The following is a 21,190-nucleotide window of genomic DNA, read 5'->3' as shown; positions in this document are numbered from 1 at the left end:
AGTCAGAGGAATGGAGGCTGTTTTTAGGCAGCGAGAGCCATTGAGTAGTTTTCGTCGTTTGCGAATACTTTTTTTCTGTAGGTTTTACGAGGTGTACAGTCCTCGGCATGCACTTAAGGTTTCGCTACCCACGTCGAAGCCAGGTCGCCCCCTTAACTGTTTCACATATCTATGGGATATGGTTATTTCAAAAAAATTCAATTGTGATGAAATTTTTTTTAAACTGGATCTCTCCGTGTCGGTTGCGATAGGTCAAAACGGCACCGAGTAATATCGGAAGCACCGGAAAACGACCATTATATCCTATAAGACGATATATCAATATAGGATTCTTGCGTCCATTTCACTATATAGGCAAGACACGAGCCAATTGTCGGAATTCAGGCCATGGTCTGGGGCGGGCTTGCCATCGAAAGAACGTTTATATTTGGTAGGGCGAGCATAACCAAAATTTGGCGAATCAAACCAGCAAAATCCCGGTTTCGTTTCGGCAAGCCCAAGACGAACAACATTTTGGCCGTTTTCTGCTTATTTTGGGATAATCTGCTTGACGGATTGCAGAAATGCTGTAGAATGCCCGGCTTCTAACGCGGAGCGGTAGTTCAGTTGGTTAGAATACCGGCCTGTCACGCCGGGGGTCGCGGGTTCGAGTCCCGTCCGCTCCGCCATCTCTCTTCTTCATAAGGGTGAGCTTTTTGCTCCCCCTCTCTTTTTTAGCCAACTTCTACGATCCTATTCTGGCAATGATTTTGCATAGAGGATGTCGATCAGTTTGGCGCAATCAGCCTCCAGTTCGCTCCAGTCATCGGGCATTTCGAGTCGCGCCAGGGCGGCGGTCGGCAACAGTTTTTCGGCATCGGGCAGATTGTCCTCGCCGACCAATTCAGTCAAGAGTTCTTCAAAGTCCGGATTATGTCCAACCAGCATGATGCGTTGCGCCGAGGCTGGACAGTCGGCCAACGCATTTTTGATTTCTTCAATGCCATGGAAGTAGAGACGCGGTTCCTGCATCAGTTGCTCATCCAAACCAAGCGCGCCAGAGACAAGTTGTGCGGTGTTCAGCGCGCGGCGGGCAGGGGAAGTGATGACCAAATCCGGACGTAACCCATGCGCCAGCAGCCAGTCGCCAAGCCGCTGCGCCGCGCGTCTGCCGCGTGGTTTCAACGGGCGGTCGAAATCGGGACAAACTACCTCGCGGTCGGATTTGCCATGACGCAGCAGCCATAATTCTCTCATCGTTTTTACTCTCTAATTTAAAGTATACGGATTCTTGCAATTTTAACGGTCATTGCCGGTCTATCCATCAACCATGTCGGCTCGGTTGATGGCGCTTGTGTATTGCTTCCGGCTTCATTAAACTGTCATGGAGGACTGGCAGTATAAGGGATTTATGCATTTTATCTCAAAACTGTTTCAGGAAACGATTAGGCGATGATGGACTTACGATATGAACTGCCTGCGGGCCTGACCATCGATAAACTGATGGCGTCTCTCGGCAGGTTTGCCGACGTGCAACTGGTTTTGCAAGAATATTGCCTGCGCACCTATTATGACAGCTTTGACTGGCGCCTCTACCAGAACGGCATTTTGTGCGAGTTTAACCGATCCAAGGCGGCTTCGGATCTGGTGTTGAGAAATTTGCAGAACGGCAGGGTTTTTGCGAATTTGGAAATGGCCGAAGCGCCTTCCCGGAATTGCCACTTCAAAGCGGGAAAGGTGCGCACCACCCTCGTATCGTGTCTGGAGCAGCGCGCGTTGCTGCCGGTTTGCACGCTAGAATTCGAAGCTTATCATTTGTTGTTGCGCAATCAGGACCAGCGGATCATTTTGCGTCTGTTGCTCGAAGACTATGATTTATTGAACGGCCAGCTTTCGTTTCAGCCGGTCAGGGGATTTTTGAAAATGGCGGAGCAGATCGCCACGATCTTGACCGAGGAACTCGGCATGATGCCGCTCGATCGTCCGGCGCTGGAGCTGGTGCTGGGGTTGGAAGGCCGCAAGCCGAATGATTATTCGTCAAAACTCAAAATCGATCTCGATCCGGTCATGCGCGCCGACATGGCCGGAAAATTTATCTTCAGTACCTTACTGAAGACAATGAAGGCGAACGAGCAGGGCGTGATTGCCGATCTGGACACCGAGTTTCTGCATGATTTCCGGATCGCGGTGCGCCGTACCCGCACCGGCCTTAGTCAGCTGAAAGGCGTACTGCCGGGTGATGTGACCTCCTATTTTGCGGATTTTTTCTCCTGGCTGGGACAGGTCACCAGCCCGACCCGCGATCTCGATGTTTACCTGACGAAATTCGAGACTTACAAGCAGAATCTGCCCGCAGGGTTACATGCCGATATCGAGCCGTTTTTAACGTTCCTGAATGAAAAAAAGGTCAAAAATCAACAGGATTTGGCCGAAAAGCTACGTTCGTCGAAATACCGGAAAGCGTTGATGGAATGGGAGCAATGCCTGAAAAGCCAAGCCTATCCGAAATCGGCGAAACTGGGTAATCTCGATATTAAAATGTTGGCCGATCGCCGCATCTGGAAGACTTATCGCCGCATTCTGGAGGAAGGCGGCGCGATTACGGTGCACTCGCCGGCCGGGGATTTGCACGAATTACGCAAAACCTGCAAAAAATTGCGCTATTTAATCGAATTTTTTCAAAGCCTGTATCCCAAGAATCAGGTCAAAAAACTGCTCAATCAACTCAAAGCGCTGCAAGACGTGCTTGGCGATTTTCAGGATTTCGATGTGCAGATCGATTTTATCGATCAATGCTGCAAGGATGGCAAGAGCCAACTGCCGCCGGCGACCCTAAACGCCCTGGACGAGTTAATCCGCCAACTCGCTGCGCAAAAAGCGCGCGCGCGCAAACATTACCAACCGGCATTCGATGAGTTCGCGCTGGAGAAAAATCATGCCCTGTTTAAATCGTTATTTGCGACGCATCGTTAGGTGGGGTCGGAAACATCTGCTAGCTTTATGCCGTCCCAAACGGTTGAATGGCGAGCGATTGTTGAGGTTCAGCCTCTTAATGACTTGAAACCGCGGCCGACCGCCTTGAGTTTGTAAAAGGACGAAGGCAAACAGGGCTTCGGCAAGTTCCCCCACGTCTTTTTTTCATTTGACTTTTCTTCAAGACGGCTTCTGTCGCCATTCGGCGATTTTGTCGACCGTCGACAGCGCCTTGCTGGCAGCTTCGGCGCTGCTGTCGCATAACCTGATCGCGCCGCTGCTAAAGACCGACAACGATGAGGCGAAAATCAAAATCGCTTGAATCGAATGATGGTGTTGACGAGCGGTATTGTCGCTTTTGCGCTGGCCTTGCATGCGTATGAGACGGGGAAAAAGTAACCGGCATGGACATGAATGCACTGTTGGTCACACATTGCAATTTTCACGGCGAATGGAGCTATAGCTTGTCACCTCATGTTTCCGCCGCGCCTTACGTTGTTCAGTTTATTTTGAATAAAGCTCTTAACCAACAAAAACGCGCGAATAGCCCAAGCCCATGCGCTAAATTCAAAAGCCCGGATATACGTGTGCAGCCGTACCCCAATCCTAGCGTGGTGAAATGCTTGCAAAACGGGAGGAGTCCATATACGAATTAGCAATAGCGTAGCCGGATGATTTAAACTCGCTATGTGGCGCAATACGGCAATCGTCTAGGCGCCCGAGTTATACTTATCGCGTTAAAACAGTTCCATCGCCAGCATCAACGCATCTTCCCTGCCTTCTGCGGCAGGATAATAACCCTTACGGATGCCGATTTCATTAAAACCGGTTTTTTTGTACAGGGTGAGCGCGACGGTATTGCTGGGCCTGACTTCCAGAAAAATTGTTTCGGCTTTTTCTCTGGCCGATTCGATCAGGTGTTCGAGCATCTTGCGGCCGATGCCTTGTTTTTGCGCGTTCGGATCGACGCTGATATTCAATATATGCGCTTCGCCAGGGCCGAACGAGAGAATGCAGTAGCCCAAAACCGTGCCCATTTCTTCGCAGACATGACACTCGTAGCCAGCCCTGAAACAGTCGATAAAAATATCCTCCTCCCAGGGAAACTCGTAATTTTTCGTTTCGATCACAAGTACGCTGGGCAAGTCGCCATGCGTCATCGTGCGCATTCTGAGCAGATCGGTGCGTGAGACCGAATCCGGAAACACTCTGGCGTAGAATTCCTTATCGGCATCATAGATGACATAGCTTTTGATTTTATCCAGGAGTCCGCGCATGGTTAACCTTTAGTCTTCTGATATGTGTTGAGCGCCAGTTGTAGATCGAGCCAGGCTTTTTTCTTTTCGAGCAACGAGCGTAATAAATACGACGGGTGATAGACTACAACAACCGGTGTCTGATTTAAAGTATGGACCTTGCCGCGCAGTTTGGAGATAGGCGAATCGGTGCCCAATAGGGTTTGCGCGGCGATCCGCCCGACGGCCAGAATGATTTTCGGCTGGATGAGCGCTATCTGGCGTTCCAGGTAAGGGCGGCAATTGTCAGCTTCCTCGGGTTTGGGATCGCGGTTGCCCGGCGGCCGGCATTTCAGGATATTCGCAATATAGACTTCATCGCGGCCAAGTCCGATCGCGCGCAGCATTTCGGTCAGGAGTTGTCCGGCCGGACCGACGAACGGCGCGCCCTGCAAATCTTCCTGCTGGCCGGGCGCTTCGCCTATCAGCAGCCAGTCCGCATGCGTGTTGCCGCTGCCGAATACGGTTTGGGTGCGGGTTTTGCATAAGCCGCATTTCGTGCAGGCGGCGACTGTGGCTTGCAGTTCGTCCCAGTCAAGCGCATTAATCGAGGATGGGCTTGCATCTTCGTTGTAGATTGCGGGGATGAATAGGCTGGGAGATTCAAATTCGCGATCGGGTTCGCCGTAAGCTGCATCCGCGCTGTTTGAAGCTGTCGGTTCGGGCAGTGCGATATTGTTTGCTTCGGCCCGGAGAGGGGGGAGTGGAACACTCGAGGCGACGGGCCTCCATGCAGTGATGCCCATCGCTTCGAGATAACGCAATCGGGTGGCGTTATCCACGATCAGGCGCCGTAAACCGGATGCAAGGGCAGGGCGGCATGCCCCGCGCCTTGCCGGAAAAGAGAGTTGTCGCGGCTAGACATTTCCTTTTTGCGGATGCTGGCGCAGGTCGCCGGTTTGCAACTTGTTCACCGCATTCACATAAGCCTTCGCGGAAGCGATCACGATGTCAGTGTCCGCGCCCATGCCGTTTACGATGCGGCCGGCTTTCTCCAGACGCACGGTCACTTCGCCCTGGGAGTCGGTGCCGGTCGTGATGCTATTGACCGAGTACAATTCGAGGCTGGATTTCGATTGCACCAGATTTTCGATCGCCTTCAGGCTCGCGTCGACCGCACCGCCGCCCGTCGCTTCGCCGGTCACTTCCTGATTATCGATGCGCAAGGTCACTTTCGCGACTGGCACTTCGCCGGTTTCCGAGCAGACCTTCAGAGCGATCAGCTTGATGAATTCGTCTTCCGCCTCGAAGCTCGCTTCAGAAACCAGGGCCTGCAAATCTTCGTCGAAAATGTCGTGCTTCTTGTCGGCCAGTTGTTTGAAGCGCAAGAAGACATCATTCAGCTCTTCTTCGGAGTCGAACACCAGACCCAATTCGGTCATTCGGCTTTTGAAGGCGTTGCGGCCCGAGTGCTTGCCGAGCACCATCCGGTTCGCGCTCCAGCCGACATCTTCGGCGCGCATGATTTCGTAGGTCTCGCGGCTCTTCAACACGCCGTCCTGGTGAATGCCAGCCTCATGCGCGAACGCGTTCGCGCCGACGATCGCCTTATTCGGCTGTACCGGAAAACCGGTAATCGACGACACCAGTTTCGAACAGGTCAAAATTTCGCGGGTGTCGATGCCGGTATCGCATGCAAAGACGTCCTGGCGCGTGCGCACCGCCATCACGACTTCTTCGAGCGAGGCATTGCCGGCGCGTTCGCCGAGGCCGTTGATCGTGCATTCGATCTGGCGGGCGCCGTTCATCACCGCGGCCAACGAATTGGCGACCGCAAGGCCCAGGTCGTTATGGCAGTGCACCGAGAAAATCGCCTTGTCGGAATTCGGGATGCGCTGAATCAGGTTTGCGATCGTTGCGCCGAATTGCTGAGGTATCGAGTAACCGACCGTATCCGGAATGTTCAAGGTGCGCGCGCCCGCGTCGATGACCGCCTCGAGAATCCGGCACAAAAAGTCTTCCTCGGAGCGGCCCGCATCCTCGGGTGAAAATTCGACATCGTCGGTATATTGGCGGGCACGTTTGACCGCGCGCACCGCGTATTCGATCACCTGTTCCGGCGTCATCTGCAATTTCATTTGCATATGAATCGGTGAGGTTGCGATAAAGGTGTGAATGCGTGCGCGGCTCGCGCCTTTCAACGCTTCGCCGGCGCGGTCGATGTCCTTGTCCAGGGCGCGCGCCAGACCGCAAACAGTGCTATCCTTGATAACTTTGGCAACCGCCTGGACCGATTCGAAATCGCCGGGGCTGGCGGCTGGAAAGCCGGCTTCGATCACATCGACCCGCAAGCGCTCCAGCGCACGGCCGATGCGGATTTTTTCGTCACGGGTCATCGATGCGCCGGGGCTTTGTTCGCCGTCACGCATCGTCGTATCAAAAATGATTAATTTGTCTTTCATAAAAAACTCCCTGCATGGAAAATCCTCCACGCAAGCCTTGCTGCGGATTTAAAAAATGGGTGTGTAAAACGATCGTGCGAAATTTGAGATTATGTGCCCCTTAGGGCAGTAGTCTCAGAGACAGCAGAAAAAGCGTAGGCAACAGCAAAGACTCGGCCCCGGGAACGGCCGGTGTAGAGTAGATAGTGCGGGCATATGGCGTAGACATGGTATGACTATACGTGAAAGATCGGGCTGCCTCAAGCGGATTTTAGGATTTTCTTGCCTGTAGTCGGCGGCGTCTGCGCAACGCTAGCGTTAATACCGGCCCCGATACCGCATAGGTCATGGACAAAAAGAACAGCATCGATTGCGGCTGCGCCATTACGAACGCAATGCTGAGCATCACGCCGATCGCAAATACGAAAGGCACTTTGCCTTTCAAGTCGATGCCTTTGAAACTCAAATAGCGGAAATTGCTGACCATCAGCAATCCGGTCGCGGTCGTCAAAAACAGCGCGGGATATTTGAGATAGCTCACATCATACTGGTATTCGAGCGCAAACCAAATGAAGCCGGCCAGAATCGCGGCGGCGGCGGGGCTCGGCAGGCCCTGAAAATAGCGTTTGTCGGCCGTTTCGACTTGGGTGTTGAAGCGCGCCAGGCGCAACGCGCCGCCGGCCGTGTGTACGAATGCTGCGAATAAGCCCAATTTGCCGAGGCCAGAAAACGCCCACAAATACATCACCAACGCCGGTGCGACGCCGAATGACACCATGTCCGACAGGCTGTCGTACTGCACGCCGAATTCGCTTTGCGTGTTGGTCAGTCGCGCGACGCGGCCATCGAGGCCGTCTAGCACCATTGCAATGAATATCGCGATCACTGCGGTTTCATAGCGTCCGTTCATCGCTGACGTGATCGCGTAAAAACCCGAAAAAAGCGCTCCCGTCGTAAACAAGTTGGGTAACAAATAGATACCACGGCGGCGTATGGAAGGCTTTTCTGCAGACATGCTGTTATCAATCCTTTTGTCTATGAAATAAAAACTACGCAAATTATACAATGAGCGGGCAAGCCATACCTAGCTTAATGGGGCTCTTTCTTTTGTAGCGTCGTGCCGGCGGGCTTGAAGGTGTGCAGATCGACCGTTTGTTCGCCTTGTTCGGTGGCACAGCCCCAGGATAATGTCTCGTCCTGGCTGTAGCGTTTACCGAGCCGCCAGGCGATTTCGGCGCGGGCTAGTTCGACGCCGAGGTAAAAGGCATGGCCGCCGTCGGTTTCGACGCCGAGTTTCGGAAATAGATCGAAAGGATCGCCAGCGCTGTGGATGCCGTCCCGGTTGAAAATATGCATGCCTTCGGGGCTGATTTGAATCCGGTAGCTGGGGTCCTTGATTTGCGCGGCCAGTTCGCTGATCTCTCCGAAAGAATACGGAAACGGCGACGTCTCGTGCAGCGCCATCAAGCCCGGATCGATGTGCTTCGGCAGGGTGTTGTGCTCCTTGGCCGCATGCATGATGCGCCGTGCCAGGTCGGCCTCCTTGATCGCCCGGCAGGCGTGCCGGCTGACTTCGGTCGCCAGGATCTGGTTGATGTTCAGTTCCGAGCAGATGCCGAGCAGCAGTGCGTTCATGCCGGCGGTGTCGGCATGAGTCAGTTCGGTGATGTTGCCGACGCCCATCATGATCTCGACATCGGGATGGCGCTTCCTGACCTCGTGATAACGCACGACCGATTCGGTGAAACCGAAATGCAGCGGGTCGAGAATCGGATCGACGATGAAGGCGCGGTTTTTGGCCTGCAGCGCCGCGATGCTGCGGTCGAGCGAGGCCAGGTCTTCATGTGTTTCAGGAATCAGGATCGGCGTCGCCTCGACCTCGTCCGCAATCCATAGGGTGCTTTCGTGCAGGCTGAGCATGAAATCGGCGCCGGCCTTCGCGCCCTTGAGCAGGTCGTCCGCATTCAACGAGTCGATACTGACCTTGAAGCCTTCCTGCTTCAGCGTGCGGATCATTTCTTCCATCAGCGGAAACGGCGTGCTCGGCAGGCAGCCGATGTCGATCACGTCGGCGCCGTTTCTTTGATAATAGCGCGCGCGTTCGACCGCGGCGTCGATGCTCAGATTCGGCGCATCGACGATTTCGGCAAAGATTTTGACTTGATAACGGCTCAGATCGATTTTGTGCGCGGCCTGGCCGAAGTATTGCGGCAGGTCCTTCAGTTCGTCGGGGCCGCGTTCGATCGGCAGTCCCTTGTCCTCTGACAGTTTTTCCAAATCGCCCCGGCAGCGGCCCGGCACGATGATCCGGTCGGCACCGAAGGTGTCGGTCAGCCGGCGCCCGATCATGTCCGCGGTCATCAACGCTGCGACCTTTATACCCAGCTGATGCACCGTATAGCGGAACTTCGGCTGCATTTTTTCGAGAATCGCCCGCAGCTGTTTTTCCGCCAGTTTGCCGGTCAGAAATAGGATATGTTCGCTCATCCGACGGCCTGCAGGCGTTCTTTGACTTTGCTGATCAGGTCCTCGACCGATTCGACGACGGTGGTGTATTCGAACGCACGCAGTTTTTCGGTGCCTTCGAGATCGATCCTGCGCGGATATACCATCACTTTGCCGCCCGGTGCGGTCGTTTCCATTTCAGGCGCGGTATCGCAGGGGAAAACGATGCTTTGCACCTTACATTTGCCGGCCTGCGAATACAGATTGGTGACTAGCGAGTCGGCGATGCCGAGCACGCATTTGGCGACCGTGTTCGAGGTGGCCGGGGCCATCACGAAGGTGTGATAGTAGCCCTTGTAAAACAGGCCGACCGGCGGCGACGAGGCGGTCTTATCGCGGTAAACCGGCATTATTTCACGGATGTCTTTCAGGTCATAGCCGTACATTCTGAGCACCTCTTCGCCGGCCTGGCTGATGTATAAATCGACATGATCTAGGGTCAACAAAAAATCCAGACACTCTTTGATATAGTGGCCGGAGCCGGTAATGGCCCAGGCTAAGCGCGGTTTATCCATCAATTATTTGTTTGGGGACTGTAAGGTCCGGGTATTATACTCGAAGGTTTGACCACAATTCGTACAGAGGAGTTTGGATTTTGTTTAGAGCTTTCGAGAAACCGCTGATCATGGGGATATTGAACGTGACGCCGGACAGTTTTTCCGATGGCGGAAAATATATCACGATTAGCGCGGCAGTCGCGCAGGCCGAAAAGATGTTGTCCGACGGCGCTGACATCATCGACATCGGCGGCGAATCGACGCGTCCGGGATCGGACCCGGTGCCGGCCTTGGAGCAAATCCGCCGGATCGTGCCGGTGATCGATTCAATCAAAGGTTTATCGCCACGCCTGGCTATCAGCATCGATACGACCCTGGCTGAGGTCGCTGAGGCCGCCTTGCGGGCGGGCGCCGATATCATCAATGACGTTTCGGGCGGCACCGGGGATGCGAAGATGCTGACGCTGGCCGCGCGCCTTGATGCGCCAATTGTGCTGATGCATAGCAAAGGGACGCCGAAAACGATGCAGGATCATCCGTATTATCAGGATGTGGTTAGCGAAGTATTGGCTTTTTTGCGGGAGCGCGTCGAGGCGGCTTTAGCGGTAGGCGTCAAAAGCGAACGGATACTCATTGATCCCGGTATCGGCTTTGGCAAGCGCAAACAGGATAATTTCGATTTGCTGGCGCATCTGGATGCGTTCGTCGAGCTTGGATTTCCGGTGTTGTTGGGGGCGAGCCGCAAGCGCTTCATGGGGTCGCTGTGTAATGTGCAAGAACCGGCGGAGCTGGTCACCGCGACTGCGGTGACGACCGCGCTGGGCGTGATGGCCGGCGTCAAACTGTTTCGCGTGCATGACGTGAAGGAAAACCGCCAGGCGGCGGATGTGGCATGGGCGATCCGGCAGAGCCGAAAACCCGTCAACCGATAGAATGGGTAAAAAATATGCTCCTAGGGGGCATTTTTAATAGGTCCGATTTAAACGCAGTCTTGCATTCCGTTTTATCCTCCTTCCGTATATTCAAAAGTAGCAGGTCTCCACTTAACAGTCTGTTCAATTTTTTTTGCCGCTACTCTTTGGGTTTCAATGGTGAGTAAATTTGCTTTTGTTAATTTGAAGGTTCAAAAATTGTCCTTGAATAGCAGTGCCAGTTGTAACCTGTCTTGCACGTCAAGTTTTTGAAAGATCGAAGTCAGGTGCGCTTTTACGGTGCGCTCGGAAATATTCAGCATTGACGCAATCGCCTTATTACTCAAGCCTTCACTCAACATATTGACGACATCCACTTCGCGATGCGTGAGACGGTCCAGATCCTTTTTAAACTTACTGCGCGTATAAGCAATTTCGTTCTCAACAGAGTTCAATTTAACCTGTTTGCCGATCACTTTGGGTATCAAATCACGGGGTATCCATGCTTCGCCTTTTAATATGCTATTGACGACCTTTAATATCAAATCAGGCGCAACGTCCGCTTCGCAATATCCATGGCAGCCAGCCAGAAAGGCATCGATTTGTTTGTTCTCCGGCCAGTCTGGGCCGATGATCAGACTCTTTAAGCCTAGTTGGGCAAATTGTGCGATGCTTCCCATGTCGGCAGATACAACTTCAGAATGCATAATTGCAATGCCGAAGGAGATTTGCTGAGTTTTTTTGACCGCTGCTTCGTGAACATTCTCAATGAAAATTTCATGTTCGATTGCGAGCATGGATTTCCAATGGTTTGACTCGCGTTGGTCATGAGACAAAATTAGTATATTCGCCACTTAAAAATGAACCTTGTGCAGGATTGATGGAAGCATTAAATGAAGGTGTCATTGGAAGCATACTTTAATGTTCTATCATATTGTTTAAACATAAGAATTTGTTTCATTGGGTAGTCTAGCACAGTTTTTTGTCGGTTCTGAGACGAATCAAATCATAGCTTTTTGTCTTCCCGATTGATGATCGTATCTGCGCTGATGTGCGCCTGTTTGGCTTGTAAGCTCCGTATATCGAGAAATCGTAGCCGTCAGCTTGGCCATCGCGGCCTGGCTTGTTCGCAGAATGACGCGTTTTGGTGACGAAGGCATGCGCTATGACTTTTTCCATTTGGCGAGGATCTCTCGAAATTTGGCGCTATTGCACATTCCGCATAACTAATTAGAATAGTACATAAACTATTTTATGGAGGATGGCATGTCTTATGTCAGTTGCAATGACGCAGGCGAAATCACCGGATTACATCGTTCGCCTCCCGGAGTCGAAACCGAAGTTGAGTGGTTGGAGAGTGGAGATTCCGAAATGCATCACTTTTTACAGTCTTGCGCGGTTACCGAACAGGCTTGGCGCTCTTTGCCGATTCCGATTCCGACATGATCCGGGCGACAGAGGATTTGGTTGAATGGCTGATAGTTAAAAATGTGTTTACCGTGACCGACTTGCCCGAAGTCCTGCAACGTAAGCCCGGCTTCGGAAGGCAATTTCGTGAAGATTTGGGCATGCCGGCCAATTTGATCGGCAAGAGTGAGACGGTTTTTTAGGATGAGCAAGAAAGACAAAACCGCCTTTGTGTGCACGGAATGCGGAGCCGAGTATCCGCGCTGGGGTGGACAATGCACCAGTTGCGGCACATGGAATACGATTAAGGAGGTGCGTCTGGGGACTTCTTCGGGAGACCGCAATAAACGCCAGGACGGTTATGCGGGCAGCAAATCCGAGGTCCAGTTGTTGTCCGATGTCGCCTTAGTTCGCGAGGAAAGGATCCAGACCGGCATGTCTGAATTCGACCGCGTGCTCGGCGGCGGTCTGGTCAAAGGCAGCGTGGTGTTGATCGGCGGTGCCCCTGGGGCAGGTAAGAGCACGATTCTGTTGCAGATCATTGCGCATATTGCGCAGCAGGGCGTAGATGTCCTGTATGTGTCAGGCGAAGAATCGCTACGCCAGATTGCCGACCGGGCGCGCCGGCTCAAGCTGCCTTCCGACAAGATTCTGATGCTTGCAGAAACTTCGGTGCAACGGATTGCCGATGTGATGGATGAAATCAAACCGCAAGTCGCGGTGATCGATTCGATTCAGGTCGTCTATACCGAACAGGCCGAATCGGCGCCCGGTTCGGTGTCCCAGGTCCGAGAGTCTGCAAGCTATCTGACTCAATATGCGAAAAAAAATAACGTCGCGCTGTTTCTGGTCGGCCATGTGACCAAGGATCAATCCTTGGCGGGGCCGATGACCTTGAGCCACATTGTCGATAGTCAGGTGATCTTGGCGGCGACCGATGACGCCAGATTTCGGGTGCTCAGAGCCGATAAAAACCGCTTCGGCAGCGTCGGCGAACTCGGTTTTTTTGCGATGGACAGCGCGGGTCTGAAGGAAGTCAAAAATCCGTCTGCGATGTTTTTGAACCGGCCCGAAAAGCCGTCCTCGGGTAGCGTGGTAACGGTGCTTTGGGAAGGCACGAGGCCATTGCTGGTTGAAATTCAGGCCCTGGTGACCGAGTGCCAATACGGCAATCCGAGACGGCTGGCGGTCGGATTCGATCAAAACCGGCTCGCGATGTTGTTGGCCGTGTTGTCGCGGCATGGTGGCATTTTTACCGCGAACGACGAGATTTATGCGAACGTGGTCGGCGGCATCAAGGTGACCGAAACCAGCCCGGATCTCGCGATCATCATTGGTATCGTTTCGAGTTTACGGGATCGAATCATCCCGCATGACGCGTTCTTTTTCGGCGAAATAGGCTTGAGCGGCGAAATCAGGCCGGTTGCGAACGGTTACGCACGGCTCAATGATGCGGCCAAGCATGGATTCAAAAAAGCGGTGATACCGAAAGCGAATGCGCCCAAAAAACCGATCGACGGCTTGACGGTGTATCCGGTTGCGACGTTGGCGGACGCATTGGATATTGTAGCCGAACTGTAGGCGGGAGCCGTCCCGAATTTCGAGGCCAGCCAAGCAGCGAGGGAGGACAGGATGATCCGGTACTTCTCAGCCCAGAAAAAATTGCAGCGACTTGTCGTTGATGCTGAGAATGTCGTTATTGCTCAATTTGACGATTTTATTCTCGATCGGATCGCCGTTGACGGTCAGCGAGCCTTTGTTTTCGAGTGTCGATACGAAATAGCCGTCCTTTTTACGGGTTACCACGACAATGCCTTGGCCGGGCCGGCCCAATTGCACCATGGTTTTTTTGATCGGGATGATTTTGCCGATATTTTCACCGTCCATGATCTGAAAATTGCCGTTCGGCAACTCGGGCTCGATACCGAACAACGGCGCGACCGGAGGAGGTTCGTTGAAAATAGCTTCCGTAAAAGGTTTGGACACGACTGCCGAATCGGAGCTGCTAAAAAGAACGTGATGTTTGCCCAGAGCAATCATGTCGCTATTGTTTAGGACGTATTGTTTGGTCTTTTCGCCGTTGATCGTAATCGGAAACTCATCCTGTAACGGCCTGATCGTAGAGACGCCGTTATTCAGCGTAATCACGGCGTGAACCGGCGCAATGGCAAGACTGTCTATCGTGACATCGTTGGTTTCGTCACGGCCAATACGCACCATCCCTTCACCAAATGAGAAGGATTCGATTTCTTTGTCTTTAAAATAAACAGTCAGTTTTGGCATTTCAATCAGTCGAGTCATGAAAAATAACTGCCTTAATTATAGACAGTATTTTTTTCGATATTCAAGCAAGTGATGGGATGTAAAAACCGAGAGCGTTAAAAAAAGGAAAATTTCCTGGCCTTTTTGACTGAAAGGCCAGGAAATTATGAGATTGAAGCAGGGTTAAAGTTTATTTGGTCGGCTTGGCGGCGGGTTTTTCCGTCTTTTGATGTGATTGCATTATTTCCATCCGATGCGACATCATTTGCGCACGATGCGCCTTCATCAGCTCGAATTGTTCATTTTTCAGTTGTTCCTTTTTCTTTGCATCGGGTTCCGCCAAAATCCGATTCGAAAGATCGTGCATTTTCAGCATATGATCCTGTTCCATGTGCAGATGCTTGTCCCGTTCTTCTTCGGACATCTGCCCCATTCCGCCCATGCCCCGATGCATCCCCATGCCTTTGGGCATGTTCATCGGTTGATCGGCGGCGGCCGGTGCTGCCGGGCTTTCGGCATGGCTTACGATACTGAGCGGCAACAGAAGAAAAAGCGCGGCAGATAATGTTCTTATTGGTTTCATGGCGTTGGCCTCGGGGTGGGGTGAAAACGTGCGATTGAAATCGATGTTAGGAAGACATTGCCGGAGTCCGGAAAGTTCCATCCAACGGAATCAGACTCAGGGTTAATAGAGCGGAATGATTCGAGTGATATTTTCACGCGGCGAATCCGCTCGGGTATAATCCCGCACATCGAAACCAGCTTAATTTTTGCGATGAGTTATTACAAGCACCATGTATTTTTTTGCACTAATCAGCGCGAAGACGGCAGAAGTTGCTGTGCCGATCATGACGCTCAATCCTTGCGTGATTATGCCAAAGAGCAGATTAAACAGTTGAAGTTGAACGGGCCCGGCAAATGCCGGGTCAATAACGCCGGTTGCATGGATCGTTGCAGCAAGGGGCCGGTGCTGGTGGTTTATCCTGAAGCGGTCTGGTACACATTTAAAGATCGGCAGGATATTGATCAGATTATCCAGGAGCATTTAATTAATGACAGGATCGTCAAGCGCTTAAAAATATAGATCAGTCCGGCGGTTCATTTTTTTTGAAGTTCACGACTTTATTCAACGGACTCAGACTGATTTCATCGATCACGATCTCCGCGCGCGAATTCAGCACATAAGAAACTGTTTCGGCGATATCTTCCGGCAGTATGTAATTGCTTTGATGATCGCCGGGTTCGAAAGACAGACTGTCGAAAAATTCGGTTCTGACCATGCCCGGATTGATCAGCGCGATGCGCAGACGGCTTTTGCCGCATTCCTCGCGCAGAGCCTGAGTGAAGCCGCGCACCGCGAATTTGCTGGCGCAATAGACCGCGCCTTGGCGCGAGCCTTTCAACGCCGCTTCGGAGCCGATAAAGATCAGGTCGCTACGGGCTTTGCTCTTTAAATGCGGCAACAGGGCGCGAGCCAGGAAGGCCTGGCCGGTAAAATTGACCGCCATCAAGGTCTCGATTTGCGTATAAGAAAATTGTTCGAGCGCCCCGAATCGGCCGATGCCGGCGCAAAATACAGCCGCATTGATGTTCGGAAAATGTCGCGTCAGGCCGCCGATTTTGGATGGCAATCCGGCCAAATCGGCCAGATCCAGTTCGAGCGCGTCAAAGCCTTCCCGCGCATGAGCAAACTTACGAATATCCCGAGATACACCGATCACCCGATGGCCTTCAGCCAATAATCGCCGGGCAACGGCCCGGCCGATGCCTGAACTCGCGCCGGTAACCAGAATCGTGCGTTTCACGGCGTGCAGGGAAAGAAATTCTGATCGGCAATGTAGTTCGACAGCAGGTCGCTGCAAAACCGCATCATGTCTTCTTCGAGCGCGCGTTCATAACCGACCATGCCTTGGCTCGACTGCAAGGGACCGGCAAACAGTTTTTCGTCAGGGTAGAGTTTTCGGGCTTTTTTAAAATAGTGCTCCGGTAGGCGGAAGGCGCCGAGGCTGACCGAATGCAGGCGTTCTAGGTCGATGCGCGTAAAGACTTGATCGAAAAATTGCCGGTATTGGCTCTGGTAATCCGGCTGAAAAACGATCGGATCGAAGCGCAGGCCGATCGGCCAACCTTGTTGCTGGAGTTTGCCGATGGCATCGAGTCGACGTGCCAAGGGCGGCGCCTTATGCTCGATTTTTTCGGCAATCGTCTCGGGGCTCAGGCTAAAGGCGACCACGCAACGCGGCAGCGGTTCCCTGACCAGCAAGGTCCGGATCTGTGTGCTCTTGGTGCGCAGTTCGAGCCAGGCATTCGGGATTTCGGCAAAAAACGGCAGGAAATGCGCGGCAAAACCGGTAACCGGCTCCAAGGCCAAGCTGTCGCAATCGTAACCGGAAAAAAAATGCACCGTTTCATCCGGATATGTTTCGGCGATGCGGCGAATATCCTGCTGAAAGTCTTCGTAATTCACAAATAACACATAGTGCGCGGAATGATACATGCCCTGCAGAAAGCAGTAGCGGCAGTCGTACAGGCAATTCAGCATGTGCGAAAAGTAATAGTTTTTGCTCGCGCCTATGCCGTATCCCGATGGGGTCGGCAGCACGAAGTTCTTGAATTTCTCGGCCAGGATCAACGCCGGTCGCTGTTTTTGCAGCCGGAAATTTTGTGCTTTGGGGTTAAAAACCTCGCCATAACGGCCGCACACGATTTGCCGCGCTAGCGGGAAGCGGGCATTGATTTCCTGCACGCGGGGATGGTTTAACAGGTTTTCTTCGATGTAAAGCGTTTCGATCATGCGGGCAGGCGGGTCCGAGAGCGTCAATAACGTTTTATTGTACAAAAATCCGGGCTTGCCCATGCGGATCATTGCATAAAAGTTTGTGGGATCGTAGTGTTGCCGGAAATGATCATTTAAGGGCGAATGGGTCGCGCGTTTGCCTGTCGATTAGGGATAAACCATTTTTGCAATTTATATGCAACAATCGTATGATCGGCCTTGAATCGTGAATCTTAGGGATTGATTTTTCCGGATTGAAAAAAAGCAAAAAGCAAAGCAATTTAAATAAAAGTCTAATTGTTCTACTGTGTGGAGATAATAATGAAAAGAAAAAACCGGCACGGGCAAAAAACAGGAAGTTCTTTTGAAATCCCACTAGGTTTATTGTTGTCGATATTCCATGTATTGGCGCTTGCGCTGGTCTTACAGCAATCGGCTTTCGCGCATCGCGGCAATGAAGACGAAAATGACCCTTGCAGGATTCAGGTCGGCTCCGAATGGATACATTTCGCGGCTTATACCCCCATATTCACTGAAGGCAAAAGCTATTGCAGATCGATTCCGAAGGTTGGTATGACCAATCTGGTTTTCGATTATGAGGGCAAGCAACTCCGTCATATCAGTATCGAGTTTGAAGTGACCAAGGAACCGGAAGGAACGCGGATTTTTTATCGTCCGCCGAACCCCAGCAAGTCGGGTACGGTTGACGGTTCTGTCGATTTCAGCCGATTCGGCGCCGGCAATTATCAGGTTCATGTCACCCTCGTCGAAAATGACAAAAAAGTCGATACGCATATTCCCTTTTCTGTCGGCGTCGAAGGCGATGAATCTTACATCGGCGTCAAAAGAGCTTTGTTCACATTTTTAATCTGCGCGGCGATCATTTATTTGTGCATCAGGTTCGCGCGCGGCAAAGGCGACGATCCTAAAATGCCCGAAGTCACTAAATAATAGGCTAGACGGTGCTTTTTCGTCCACTATTGAAGCGAAGGCAGGCAGAAGATGCCTTTGTTAATTCATTGATCGTTAATTTCTTTACTTCAAGCGAAGGCGCCGGACAAAATCCGTGAGCGAAACGCGAATTTGATTTTTTCCGGCATCGATAGATGAAACCAGAGGGCAGAAATTTAACTTCATGCCAGCCTTCGTTATTTCCTGTCCAGAGATAGCCATGCGCTTTCCAATGCTTAGTCCGCCGTCGGCTTCGTTAGTGATGCTTTTAATTATGGCCTTTTAAAAATTGGCACCGGTTCACCGTTTAGCCTCGTCAATGCCGTTTCCAGTGCGTGCCCGTCAAATTCGGGCAACATCTGGCCGTTGGCCTTTTCAATCAGTTCTAAGGCTGCTGCATATCGCTGGTCCCGCGTCGTCGATTCACCTTCAAGGTCGGGATGCGCTTCGATGTAAAGCGTATCGTCAAGCCATCCGACTTTGATCGGTTGCCTGACGATATAGACCGATGTTCCAATAGGCACTGATTGGTATAACGCCTCGATGTCTTCCGGATACATGCGGACGCAACCATGCGTAATCTGCATGCCGATGCCGTAGATCTTGTCGATGTCGGTGCCGTGAATCAGATAGCCGCCGGGAATATCGAGATGCAACATGTAGGCTCCGAGCGGATTGTGAGGGCCGGGCGGCACTACCGCCGGTAAAGGATCTCCGTTCGCCGCGTGCTCACGACGGATCGATTCCGGCGGATGCCAAGCGGGATCTTTAACTTTGCGGGTAATACGGGTTTTGCCGAGCGGCGTTTTCCAGTCCTGCCGACCGATGCCATGTGCATAGGAGATGACCTGAGGCGATTTCCCCTTTTCTGCGGGCGGATAGTAATACATGCGGTATTCGGCGATGTTCAGGGTAATGCCGTCACGGGGAGTATCCGGTAAAATCCGCCGGTTCGCTAAGCGGATAATCTCGTCCTTTTTGATATGCCAGCGATCGACATCGGGATTCAATCGTACAATTTCCTGTTGCCCCAAAAGGAAACGTCTGGCCACATCGAGCAAAGTTTCGTTTTGTTCGGCACGGGTTAACGGTAAACTTCCATTGAATTCGCTAATGACGCTATCGTTGTTGTTTGCCGGTAAGTTATAAGTGGTTGCCCAGGCTTCGCAATTCAGCGCGGCCGGCAAAATCAAAAAAGCAAAGAATCTGGAAATTTTCATGACGATTTTTTGGAAATCATGAAGGATTAAAAAAACGAGGGCAACAACACTTCCCCGGACAAGGAAATCAGCCCTCACCGTTTATCAAAAAACTTCGGTGCTAAATAATTATATACTAATGCTATGATGCGGGGAATGAAAGCGAAGGCGAAATCCGTAGGGAGTGTCTTCGCCGGCCTAGCGGGAACCGAAATGATGTCTTAAGCAAATGAATGCTGGTTTCGATAATTCAAAGGACGGAGCCTAGACGCGAAGCTCGTCAAGCGTGAGGAGCGTTGGGTTTTAACCTAGAGCTTCGTACGCATGCTGACAGGCTGTCGCGGTTTCTACGGTTGGTTGCTTACCTATGTAAGGCTTATGGATTCTTGATTCCGAGTTTATGTCACCCCGGAAACTCGGAATTGTCGCCAAGTATTTGCCGGGCCAACTGGTTTCCTGCTTCAACCAGCGGATGAATCATAAAATCCGCTCCGAGTTGTCCTAATTGCTGTTTCTCATCAGGGAGATAACAAATCGTGCCGATCTGTCCTGCGTAGCCTCTTTTTCTGAGTTGGCGAACCGCCGAGCATCTTGCGTCAAATTCAGGTAGGGTAAGAATAATGCCTTTAATCCGCTCCAACGGCAGCCCAGACCATAGCTCGGAGTCTTCCGCATCGCCGTAAATCACACGCCTGCCTTCGGCTAACAGGCTTTCCAAAACGGTCGGGTCGGCATCCAAACCGACGACCCGCTTTTCTCGTTTATGCAAGGCAAGATAGGCGGATAGTCCAGTGCGCCCCATCCCCACGACCAGCCATTCCGCTACGCCGATGGATTCGGGCAGTCGGTCCGGGTGCCCGGATTTTTTCTCGAAGCTGGTTAGAAACGACTCAAATCTGGAAAATAATTGATGCGAATATCGGTTCAACGGCGCTGCGACCGCAAGTGATCCGGCTACCGCCAAGGCGATGGTTGCGTTCCATTCCGGCGATATCAGATTAGCCTTAACCACCGCATCGGTGGTGATCAAGGCGAACTCGCTGTAGGTCATCAATGCCAGCGAGGAGATAAAGGCGGTGCGCGAACGTAATCCGGCCAGCAAATATAACGCGAAGAACAATATACCTTGCAACGGCAATATCCCAAGTAACTCAATCGCTTGGATGATTTGATCGGGATTCGGCAAATCCGCCAGGCCGATTTGCAGAAAAAATGCGACCAGAAAGACTTCCTTAAGGCCCCAGAGTTTTTCGGAAAGATCTTCGATTTGGGGGTGAGCGGATAGCATTACCCCCATTAGCAAGGCGCCAATATCGGGTGAAATGCCGACGTTTTCGGATGTTACGCCGCCGGCCAGCGCCAGCGAAACGCCAAGCAGAAGCCGTAGCTCATCGGCCCGACTGACCGTGAGCAAACGATGCGCCAACGGGCGCAAAAGAGGTAAAAACAGCAAGGCGAAGGCCCAATACGACGGCTGTCTGCCGTCGGCGAAAGCCAGCAATGCTATCGCCACGATATCCTGTAGTATCAATATACTGAGCACGTCCCGGCCATGCAGGGAAGAAAGCTCGCCATTGTCTTCCAGTACCTTGATCGCGAGCACTGTGCTGGAAAAAGCCAAGCTTGCTCCCAATACCAACCCGCCCAGGGTTTGTTCGCCCAGCAACAGAAATACAACGCCGGATACCCCGGTTACGGCCAATAAATGCAAACCGCCGACGCTTAACACTTCGCGCCGCAGCAGGGAGCGCAATTTAAGCTTCAATCCAACCGTGAACAGCAATAACTCTATGCCGATGTCGGCCAGATGAGTCAATGTATGCCCGGATTCGATGCCTAGGAAGTGCAGAATATAGCCGGCGGCTAAATAGCCGACCAGCGGGGGAAAAGATAAACGATTGGCGATTAGACCTACGATATAAGCCGTACCTACCCAAACTAATTCCATCATATGCGCGTTGTCCTGTTTTATTCGAGCAATCCGGGCAATTATGGGGGCGTATTTTCATTAATAAAGGTCTTACGGCAATTCAACGCCCCGCCGCCGATGCCAT

Annotated in this window: 22 protein-coding genes, 1 tRNA gene and 1 other RNA gene; 9 read left to right on the top strand and 15 right to left on the bottom strand. The window is 52.2% G+C overall.

The window, feature by feature from the left end:
* Positions 1–152: a transfer-messenger RNA gene (ssrA, locus tag U2W12_RS01615) on the bottom strand; the annotation flags it as partial.
* A gap of 439 nt (positions 153–591) precedes the next feature.
* Here ssrA and U2W12_RS01610 point away from each other — a divergent pair.
* A tRNA-Asp gene (locus tag U2W12_RS01610) sits at positions 592–668 on the top strand.
* A gap of 64 nt (positions 669–732) precedes the next feature.
* Here the strand turns inward: U2W12_RS01610 and U2W12_RS01605 are convergent.
* Positions 733–1,236 (bottom strand): histidine phosphatase family protein, encoded by a 504-nt coding sequence (locus U2W12_RS01605; RefSeq protein ID WP_326498925.1) that lies wholly within the window; start codon positions 1,234–1,236, stop codon positions 733–735.
* Between the two features lie 195 nt (positions 1,237–1,431).
* Here U2W12_RS01605 and U2W12_RS01600 point away from each other — a divergent pair, with 195 nt between their 5' ends.
* Together U2W12_RS01600 and U2W12_RS01595 are read left to right on the top strand one after the other, a co-directional pair.
* Positions 1,432–2,952 (top strand): CHAD domain-containing protein, encoded by a 1,521-nt coding sequence (locus U2W12_RS01600; RefSeq protein WP_326498924.1) that lies wholly within the window; start codon positions 1,432–1,434, stop codon positions 2,950–2,952.
* Between the two features lie 169 nt (positions 2,953–3,121).
* A complete protein-coding gene (locus U2W12_RS01595) occupies positions 3,122–3,274 on the top strand; it encodes a hypothetical protein (RefSeq protein ID WP_326498923.1) in 153 nt (50 codons plus the stop codon).
* 415 nt (positions 3,275–3,689) lie between these two features.
* Here U2W12_RS01595 and rimI read toward each other — a convergent pair whose 3' ends face one another.
* From rimI to U2W12_RS01565, 6 genes are all read right to left on the bottom strand, one after another.
* Positions 3,690–4,229, bottom strand: a complete 540-nt coding sequence (rimI, locus tag U2W12_RS01590) for a ribosomal protein S18-alanine N-acetyltransferase (RefSeq protein ID WP_326498922.1) — start codon at positions 4,227–4,229, stop codon at positions 3,690–3,692.
* 2 nt (positions 4,230–4,231) lie between these two features.
* Positions 4,232–5,029, bottom strand: coding sequence for a uracil-DNA glycosylase (locus U2W12_RS01585; protein ID WP_326498921.1), 798 nt, complete (start codon positions 5,027–5,029; stop codon positions 4,232–4,234).
* Between the two features lie 75 nt (positions 5,030–5,104).
* A complete protein-coding gene (locus tag U2W12_RS01580; RefSeq protein WP_326498920.1) occupies positions 5,105–6,649 on the bottom strand; it encodes a 2-isopropylmalate synthase in 1,545 nt (514 codons plus the stop codon).
* Positions 6,650–6,899: 250 nt separating this feature from the next.
* Entirely contained in the window at positions 6,900–7,643 is a 744-nt protein-coding gene (gene pssA / locus U2W12_RS01575; protein WP_326498919.1) for a CDP-diacylglycerol--serine O-phosphatidyltransferase, read from the bottom strand.
* Between the two features lie 74 nt (positions 7,644–7,717).
* A complete protein-coding gene (locus U2W12_RS01570) occupies positions 7,718–9,115 on the bottom strand; it encodes a DUF6513 domain-containing protein (protein ID WP_326498918.1) in 1,398 nt (465 codons plus the stop codon).
* Positions 9,112–9,648, bottom strand: coding sequence for a flavoprotein (locus U2W12_RS01565; RefSeq protein WP_326498917.1), 537 nt, complete (start codon positions 9,646–9,648; stop codon positions 9,112–9,114). The genes U2W12_RS01570 and U2W12_RS01565 overlap by 4 nt, the downstream gene beginning before the upstream one ends.
* An 80-nt stretch (positions 9,649–9,728) precedes the next feature.
* Here U2W12_RS01565 and folP point away from each other — a divergent pair, with 80 nt between their 5' ends.
* A complete protein-coding gene (gene folP / locus U2W12_RS01560) occupies positions 9,729–10,562 on the top strand; it encodes a dihydropteroate synthase (RefSeq protein ID WP_326498916.1) in 834 nt (277 codons plus the stop codon).
* Positions 10,563–10,753: 191 nt separating this feature from the next.
* On the opposite strand, the gene U2W12_RS01555 is transcribed toward folP, so the two are convergent.
* Entirely contained in the window at positions 10,754–11,338 is a 585-nt protein-coding gene (locus tag U2W12_RS01555) for a response regulator transcription factor (RefSeq protein ID WP_326498915.1), read from the bottom strand.
* A 469-nt stretch (positions 11,339–11,807) separates the two neighbouring features.
* On the opposite strand from U2W12_RS01555, the gene U2W12_RS01550 reads away from it, so the two are divergent.
* Genes U2W12_RS01550 through radA form a run of 3 tightly spaced genes read left to right on the top strand, consistent with a single transcriptional unit; the run spans position 11,808 to position 13,529 of the window.
* On the top strand, positions 11,808–11,987 hold the full coding sequence (locus tag U2W12_RS01550; RefSeq protein WP_326498914.1) for a hypothetical protein: 180 nt from the start codon (positions 11,808–11,810) through the stop codon (positions 11,985–11,987).
* Entirely contained in the window at positions 11,984–12,151 is a 168-nt protein-coding gene (locus U2W12_RS01545) for a hypothetical protein (protein ID WP_326498913.1), read from the top strand. Before U2W12_RS01550 ends, U2W12_RS01545 begins: the two co-directional genes overlap by 4 nt.
* A gap of 1 nt (position 12,152) precedes the next feature.
* Entirely contained in the window at positions 12,153–13,529 is a 1,377-nt protein-coding gene (gene radA, locus U2W12_RS01540) for a DNA repair protein RadA (RefSeq protein WP_326498912.1), read from the top strand.
* 66 nt (positions 13,530–13,595) lie between these two features.
* Here radA and U2W12_RS01535 read toward each other — a convergent pair whose 3' ends face one another.
* Together U2W12_RS01535 and U2W12_RS01530 are read right to left on the bottom strand one after the other, a co-directional pair.
* Positions 13,596–14,249, bottom strand: a complete 654-nt coding sequence (locus tag U2W12_RS01535) for an FHA domain-containing protein (RefSeq protein ID WP_326498911.1) — start codon at positions 14,247–14,249, stop codon at positions 13,596–13,598.
* Positions 14,250–14,400: 151 nt separating this feature from the next.
* A complete protein-coding gene (locus U2W12_RS01530; RefSeq protein ID WP_326498910.1) occupies positions 14,401–14,793 on the bottom strand; it encodes a hypothetical protein in 393 nt (130 codons plus the stop codon).
* A 192-nt stretch (positions 14,794–14,985) separates the two neighbouring features.
* Between U2W12_RS01530 and U2W12_RS01525 the strand changes: the two genes are divergently transcribed.
* The gene (locus tag U2W12_RS01525) at positions 14,986–15,294 is read left to right on the top strand and encodes a (2Fe-2S) ferredoxin domain-containing protein (protein ID WP_326498909.1); all 309 of its coding nucleotides are present in this window, start codon (positions 14,986–14,988) and stop codon (positions 15,292–15,294) included.
* Between the two features lies 1 nt (position 15,295).
* On the opposite strand, the gene U2W12_RS01520 is transcribed toward U2W12_RS01525, so the two are convergent.
* Together U2W12_RS01520 and U2W12_RS01515 are read right to left on the bottom strand one after the other, a co-directional pair.
* Positions 15,296–16,024, bottom strand: coding sequence for an SDR family oxidoreductase (locus tag U2W12_RS01520; protein ID WP_326498927.1), 729 nt, complete (start codon positions 16,022–16,024; stop codon positions 15,296–15,298).
* Positions 16,012–17,004: a spore photoproduct lyase family protein gene (locus tag U2W12_RS01515; RefSeq protein ID WP_326498926.1), complete on the bottom strand. Its 993-nt coding sequence runs from the start codon at positions 17,002–17,004 to the stop codon at positions 16,012–16,014. Before U2W12_RS01515 ends, U2W12_RS01520 begins: the two co-directional genes overlap by 13 nt.
* A gap of 303 nt (positions 17,005–17,307) precedes the next feature.
* Here U2W12_RS01515 and U2W12_RS01510 point away from each other — a divergent pair, with 303 nt between their 5' ends.
* A complete protein-coding gene (locus U2W12_RS01510; protein ID WP_326498908.1) occupies positions 17,308–17,937 on the top strand; it encodes a hypothetical protein in 630 nt (209 codons plus the stop codon).
* 272 nt (positions 17,938–18,209) lie between these two features.
* Here U2W12_RS01510 and U2W12_RS01505 read toward each other — a convergent pair whose 3' ends face one another.
* Together U2W12_RS01505 and U2W12_RS01500 are read right to left on the bottom strand one after the other, a co-directional pair.
* The gene (locus tag U2W12_RS01505) at positions 18,210–19,157 is read right to left on the bottom strand and encodes a L,D-transpeptidase family protein (protein ID WP_326498907.1); all 948 of its coding nucleotides are present in this window, start codon (positions 19,155–19,157) and stop codon (positions 18,210–18,212) included.
* 382 nt (positions 19,158–19,539) lie between these two features.
* Positions 19,540–21,087 (bottom strand): cation:proton antiporter family protein, encoded by a 1,548-nt coding sequence (locus U2W12_RS01500; protein ID WP_326498906.1) that lies wholly within the window; start codon positions 21,085–21,087, stop codon positions 19,540–19,542.
* Between the last annotated feature and the right edge of the window lie 103 nt (positions 21,088–21,190).

It is taken from the genome of Methylomicrobium sp. Wu6 (genome assembly GCF_035916875.1).
In the GTDB taxonomy this organism is placed as follows: Bacteria; Pseudomonadota; Gammaproteobacteria; order Methylococcales; family Methylomonadaceae; genus Methylomicrobium.
Note: the sequence above shows the minus strand (reverse complement) of the source record. Positions and strands in the feature narration are given on the sequence as shown.

Excerpts from the sequence above, each read along its gene's own strand:
- U2W12_RS01510 (WP_326498908.1), top strand. The coding sequence starts at position 17,308 with ATGAAAAGAAAAAACCGGCACGGGCAAAAAACAGGAAGTTCTTTTGAA.
- U2W12_RS01530 (WP_326498910.1), bottom strand. The coding sequence starts at position 14,793 with ATGAAACCAATAAGAACATTATCTGCCGCGCTTTTTCTTCTGTTGCCG.
- U2W12_RS01500 (WP_326498906.1), bottom strand. The coding sequence starts at position 21,087 with ATGATGGAATTAGTTTGGGTAGGTACGGCTTATATCGTAGGTCTAATC.
- U2W12_RS01570 (WP_326498918.1), bottom strand. The coding sequence starts at position 9,115 with ATGAGCGAACATATCCTATTTCTGACCGGCAAACTGGCGGAAAAACAG.
- U2W12_RS01580 (WP_326498920.1), bottom strand. The coding sequence starts at position 6,649 with ATGAAAGACAAATTAATCATTTTTGATACGACGATGCGTGACGGCGAA.
- radA (WP_326498912.1), top strand. The coding sequence starts at position 12,153 with ATGAGCAAGAAAGACAAAACCGCCTTTGTGTGCACGGAATGCGGAGCC.
- U2W12_RS01605 (WP_326498925.1), bottom strand. The coding sequence starts at position 1,236 with ATGAGAGAATTATGGCTGCTGCGTCATGGCAAATCCGACCGCGAGGTA.
- U2W12_RS01565 (WP_326498917.1), bottom strand. The coding sequence starts at position 9,648 with ATGGATAAACCGCGCTTAGCCTGGGCCATTACCGGCTCCGGCCACTAT.
- U2W12_RS01525 (WP_326498909.1), top strand. The coding sequence starts at position 14,986 with ATGAGTTATTACAAGCACCATGTATTTTTTTGCACTAATCAGCGCGAA.
- U2W12_RS01515 (WP_326498926.1), bottom strand. The coding sequence starts at position 17,004 with ATGATCGAAACGCTTTACATCGAAGAAAACCTGTTAAACCATCCCCGC.
- pssA (WP_326498919.1), bottom strand. The coding sequence starts at position 7,643 with ATGTCTGCAGAAAAGCCTTCCATACGCCGCCGTGGTATCTATTTGTTA.
- U2W12_RS01550 (WP_326498914.1), top strand. The coding sequence starts at position 11,808 with ATGTCTTATGTCAGTTGCAATGACGCAGGCGAAATCACCGGATTACAT.
- U2W12_RS01535 (WP_326498911.1), bottom strand. The coding sequence starts at position 14,249 with ATGACTCGACTGATTGAAATGCCAAAACTGACTGTTTATTTTAAAGAC.
- U2W12_RS01600 (WP_326498924.1), top strand. The coding sequence starts at position 1,432 with ATGATGGACTTACGATATGAACTGCCTGCGGGCCTGACCATCGATAAA.
- U2W12_RS01555 (WP_326498915.1), bottom strand. The coding sequence starts at position 11,338 with ATGCTCGCAATCGAACATGAAATTTTCATTGAGAATGTTCACGAAGCA.
- U2W12_RS01545 (WP_326498913.1), top strand. The coding sequence starts at position 11,984 with ATGATCCGGGCGACAGAGGATTTGGTTGAATGGCTGATAGTTAAAAAT.
- rimI (WP_326498922.1), bottom strand. The coding sequence starts at position 4,229 with ATGCGCGGACTCCTGGATAAAATCAAAAGCTATGTCATCTATGATGCC.
- U2W12_RS01505 (WP_326498907.1), bottom strand. The coding sequence starts at position 19,157 with ATGAAAATTTCCAGATTCTTTGCTTTTTTGATTTTGCCGGCCGCGCTG.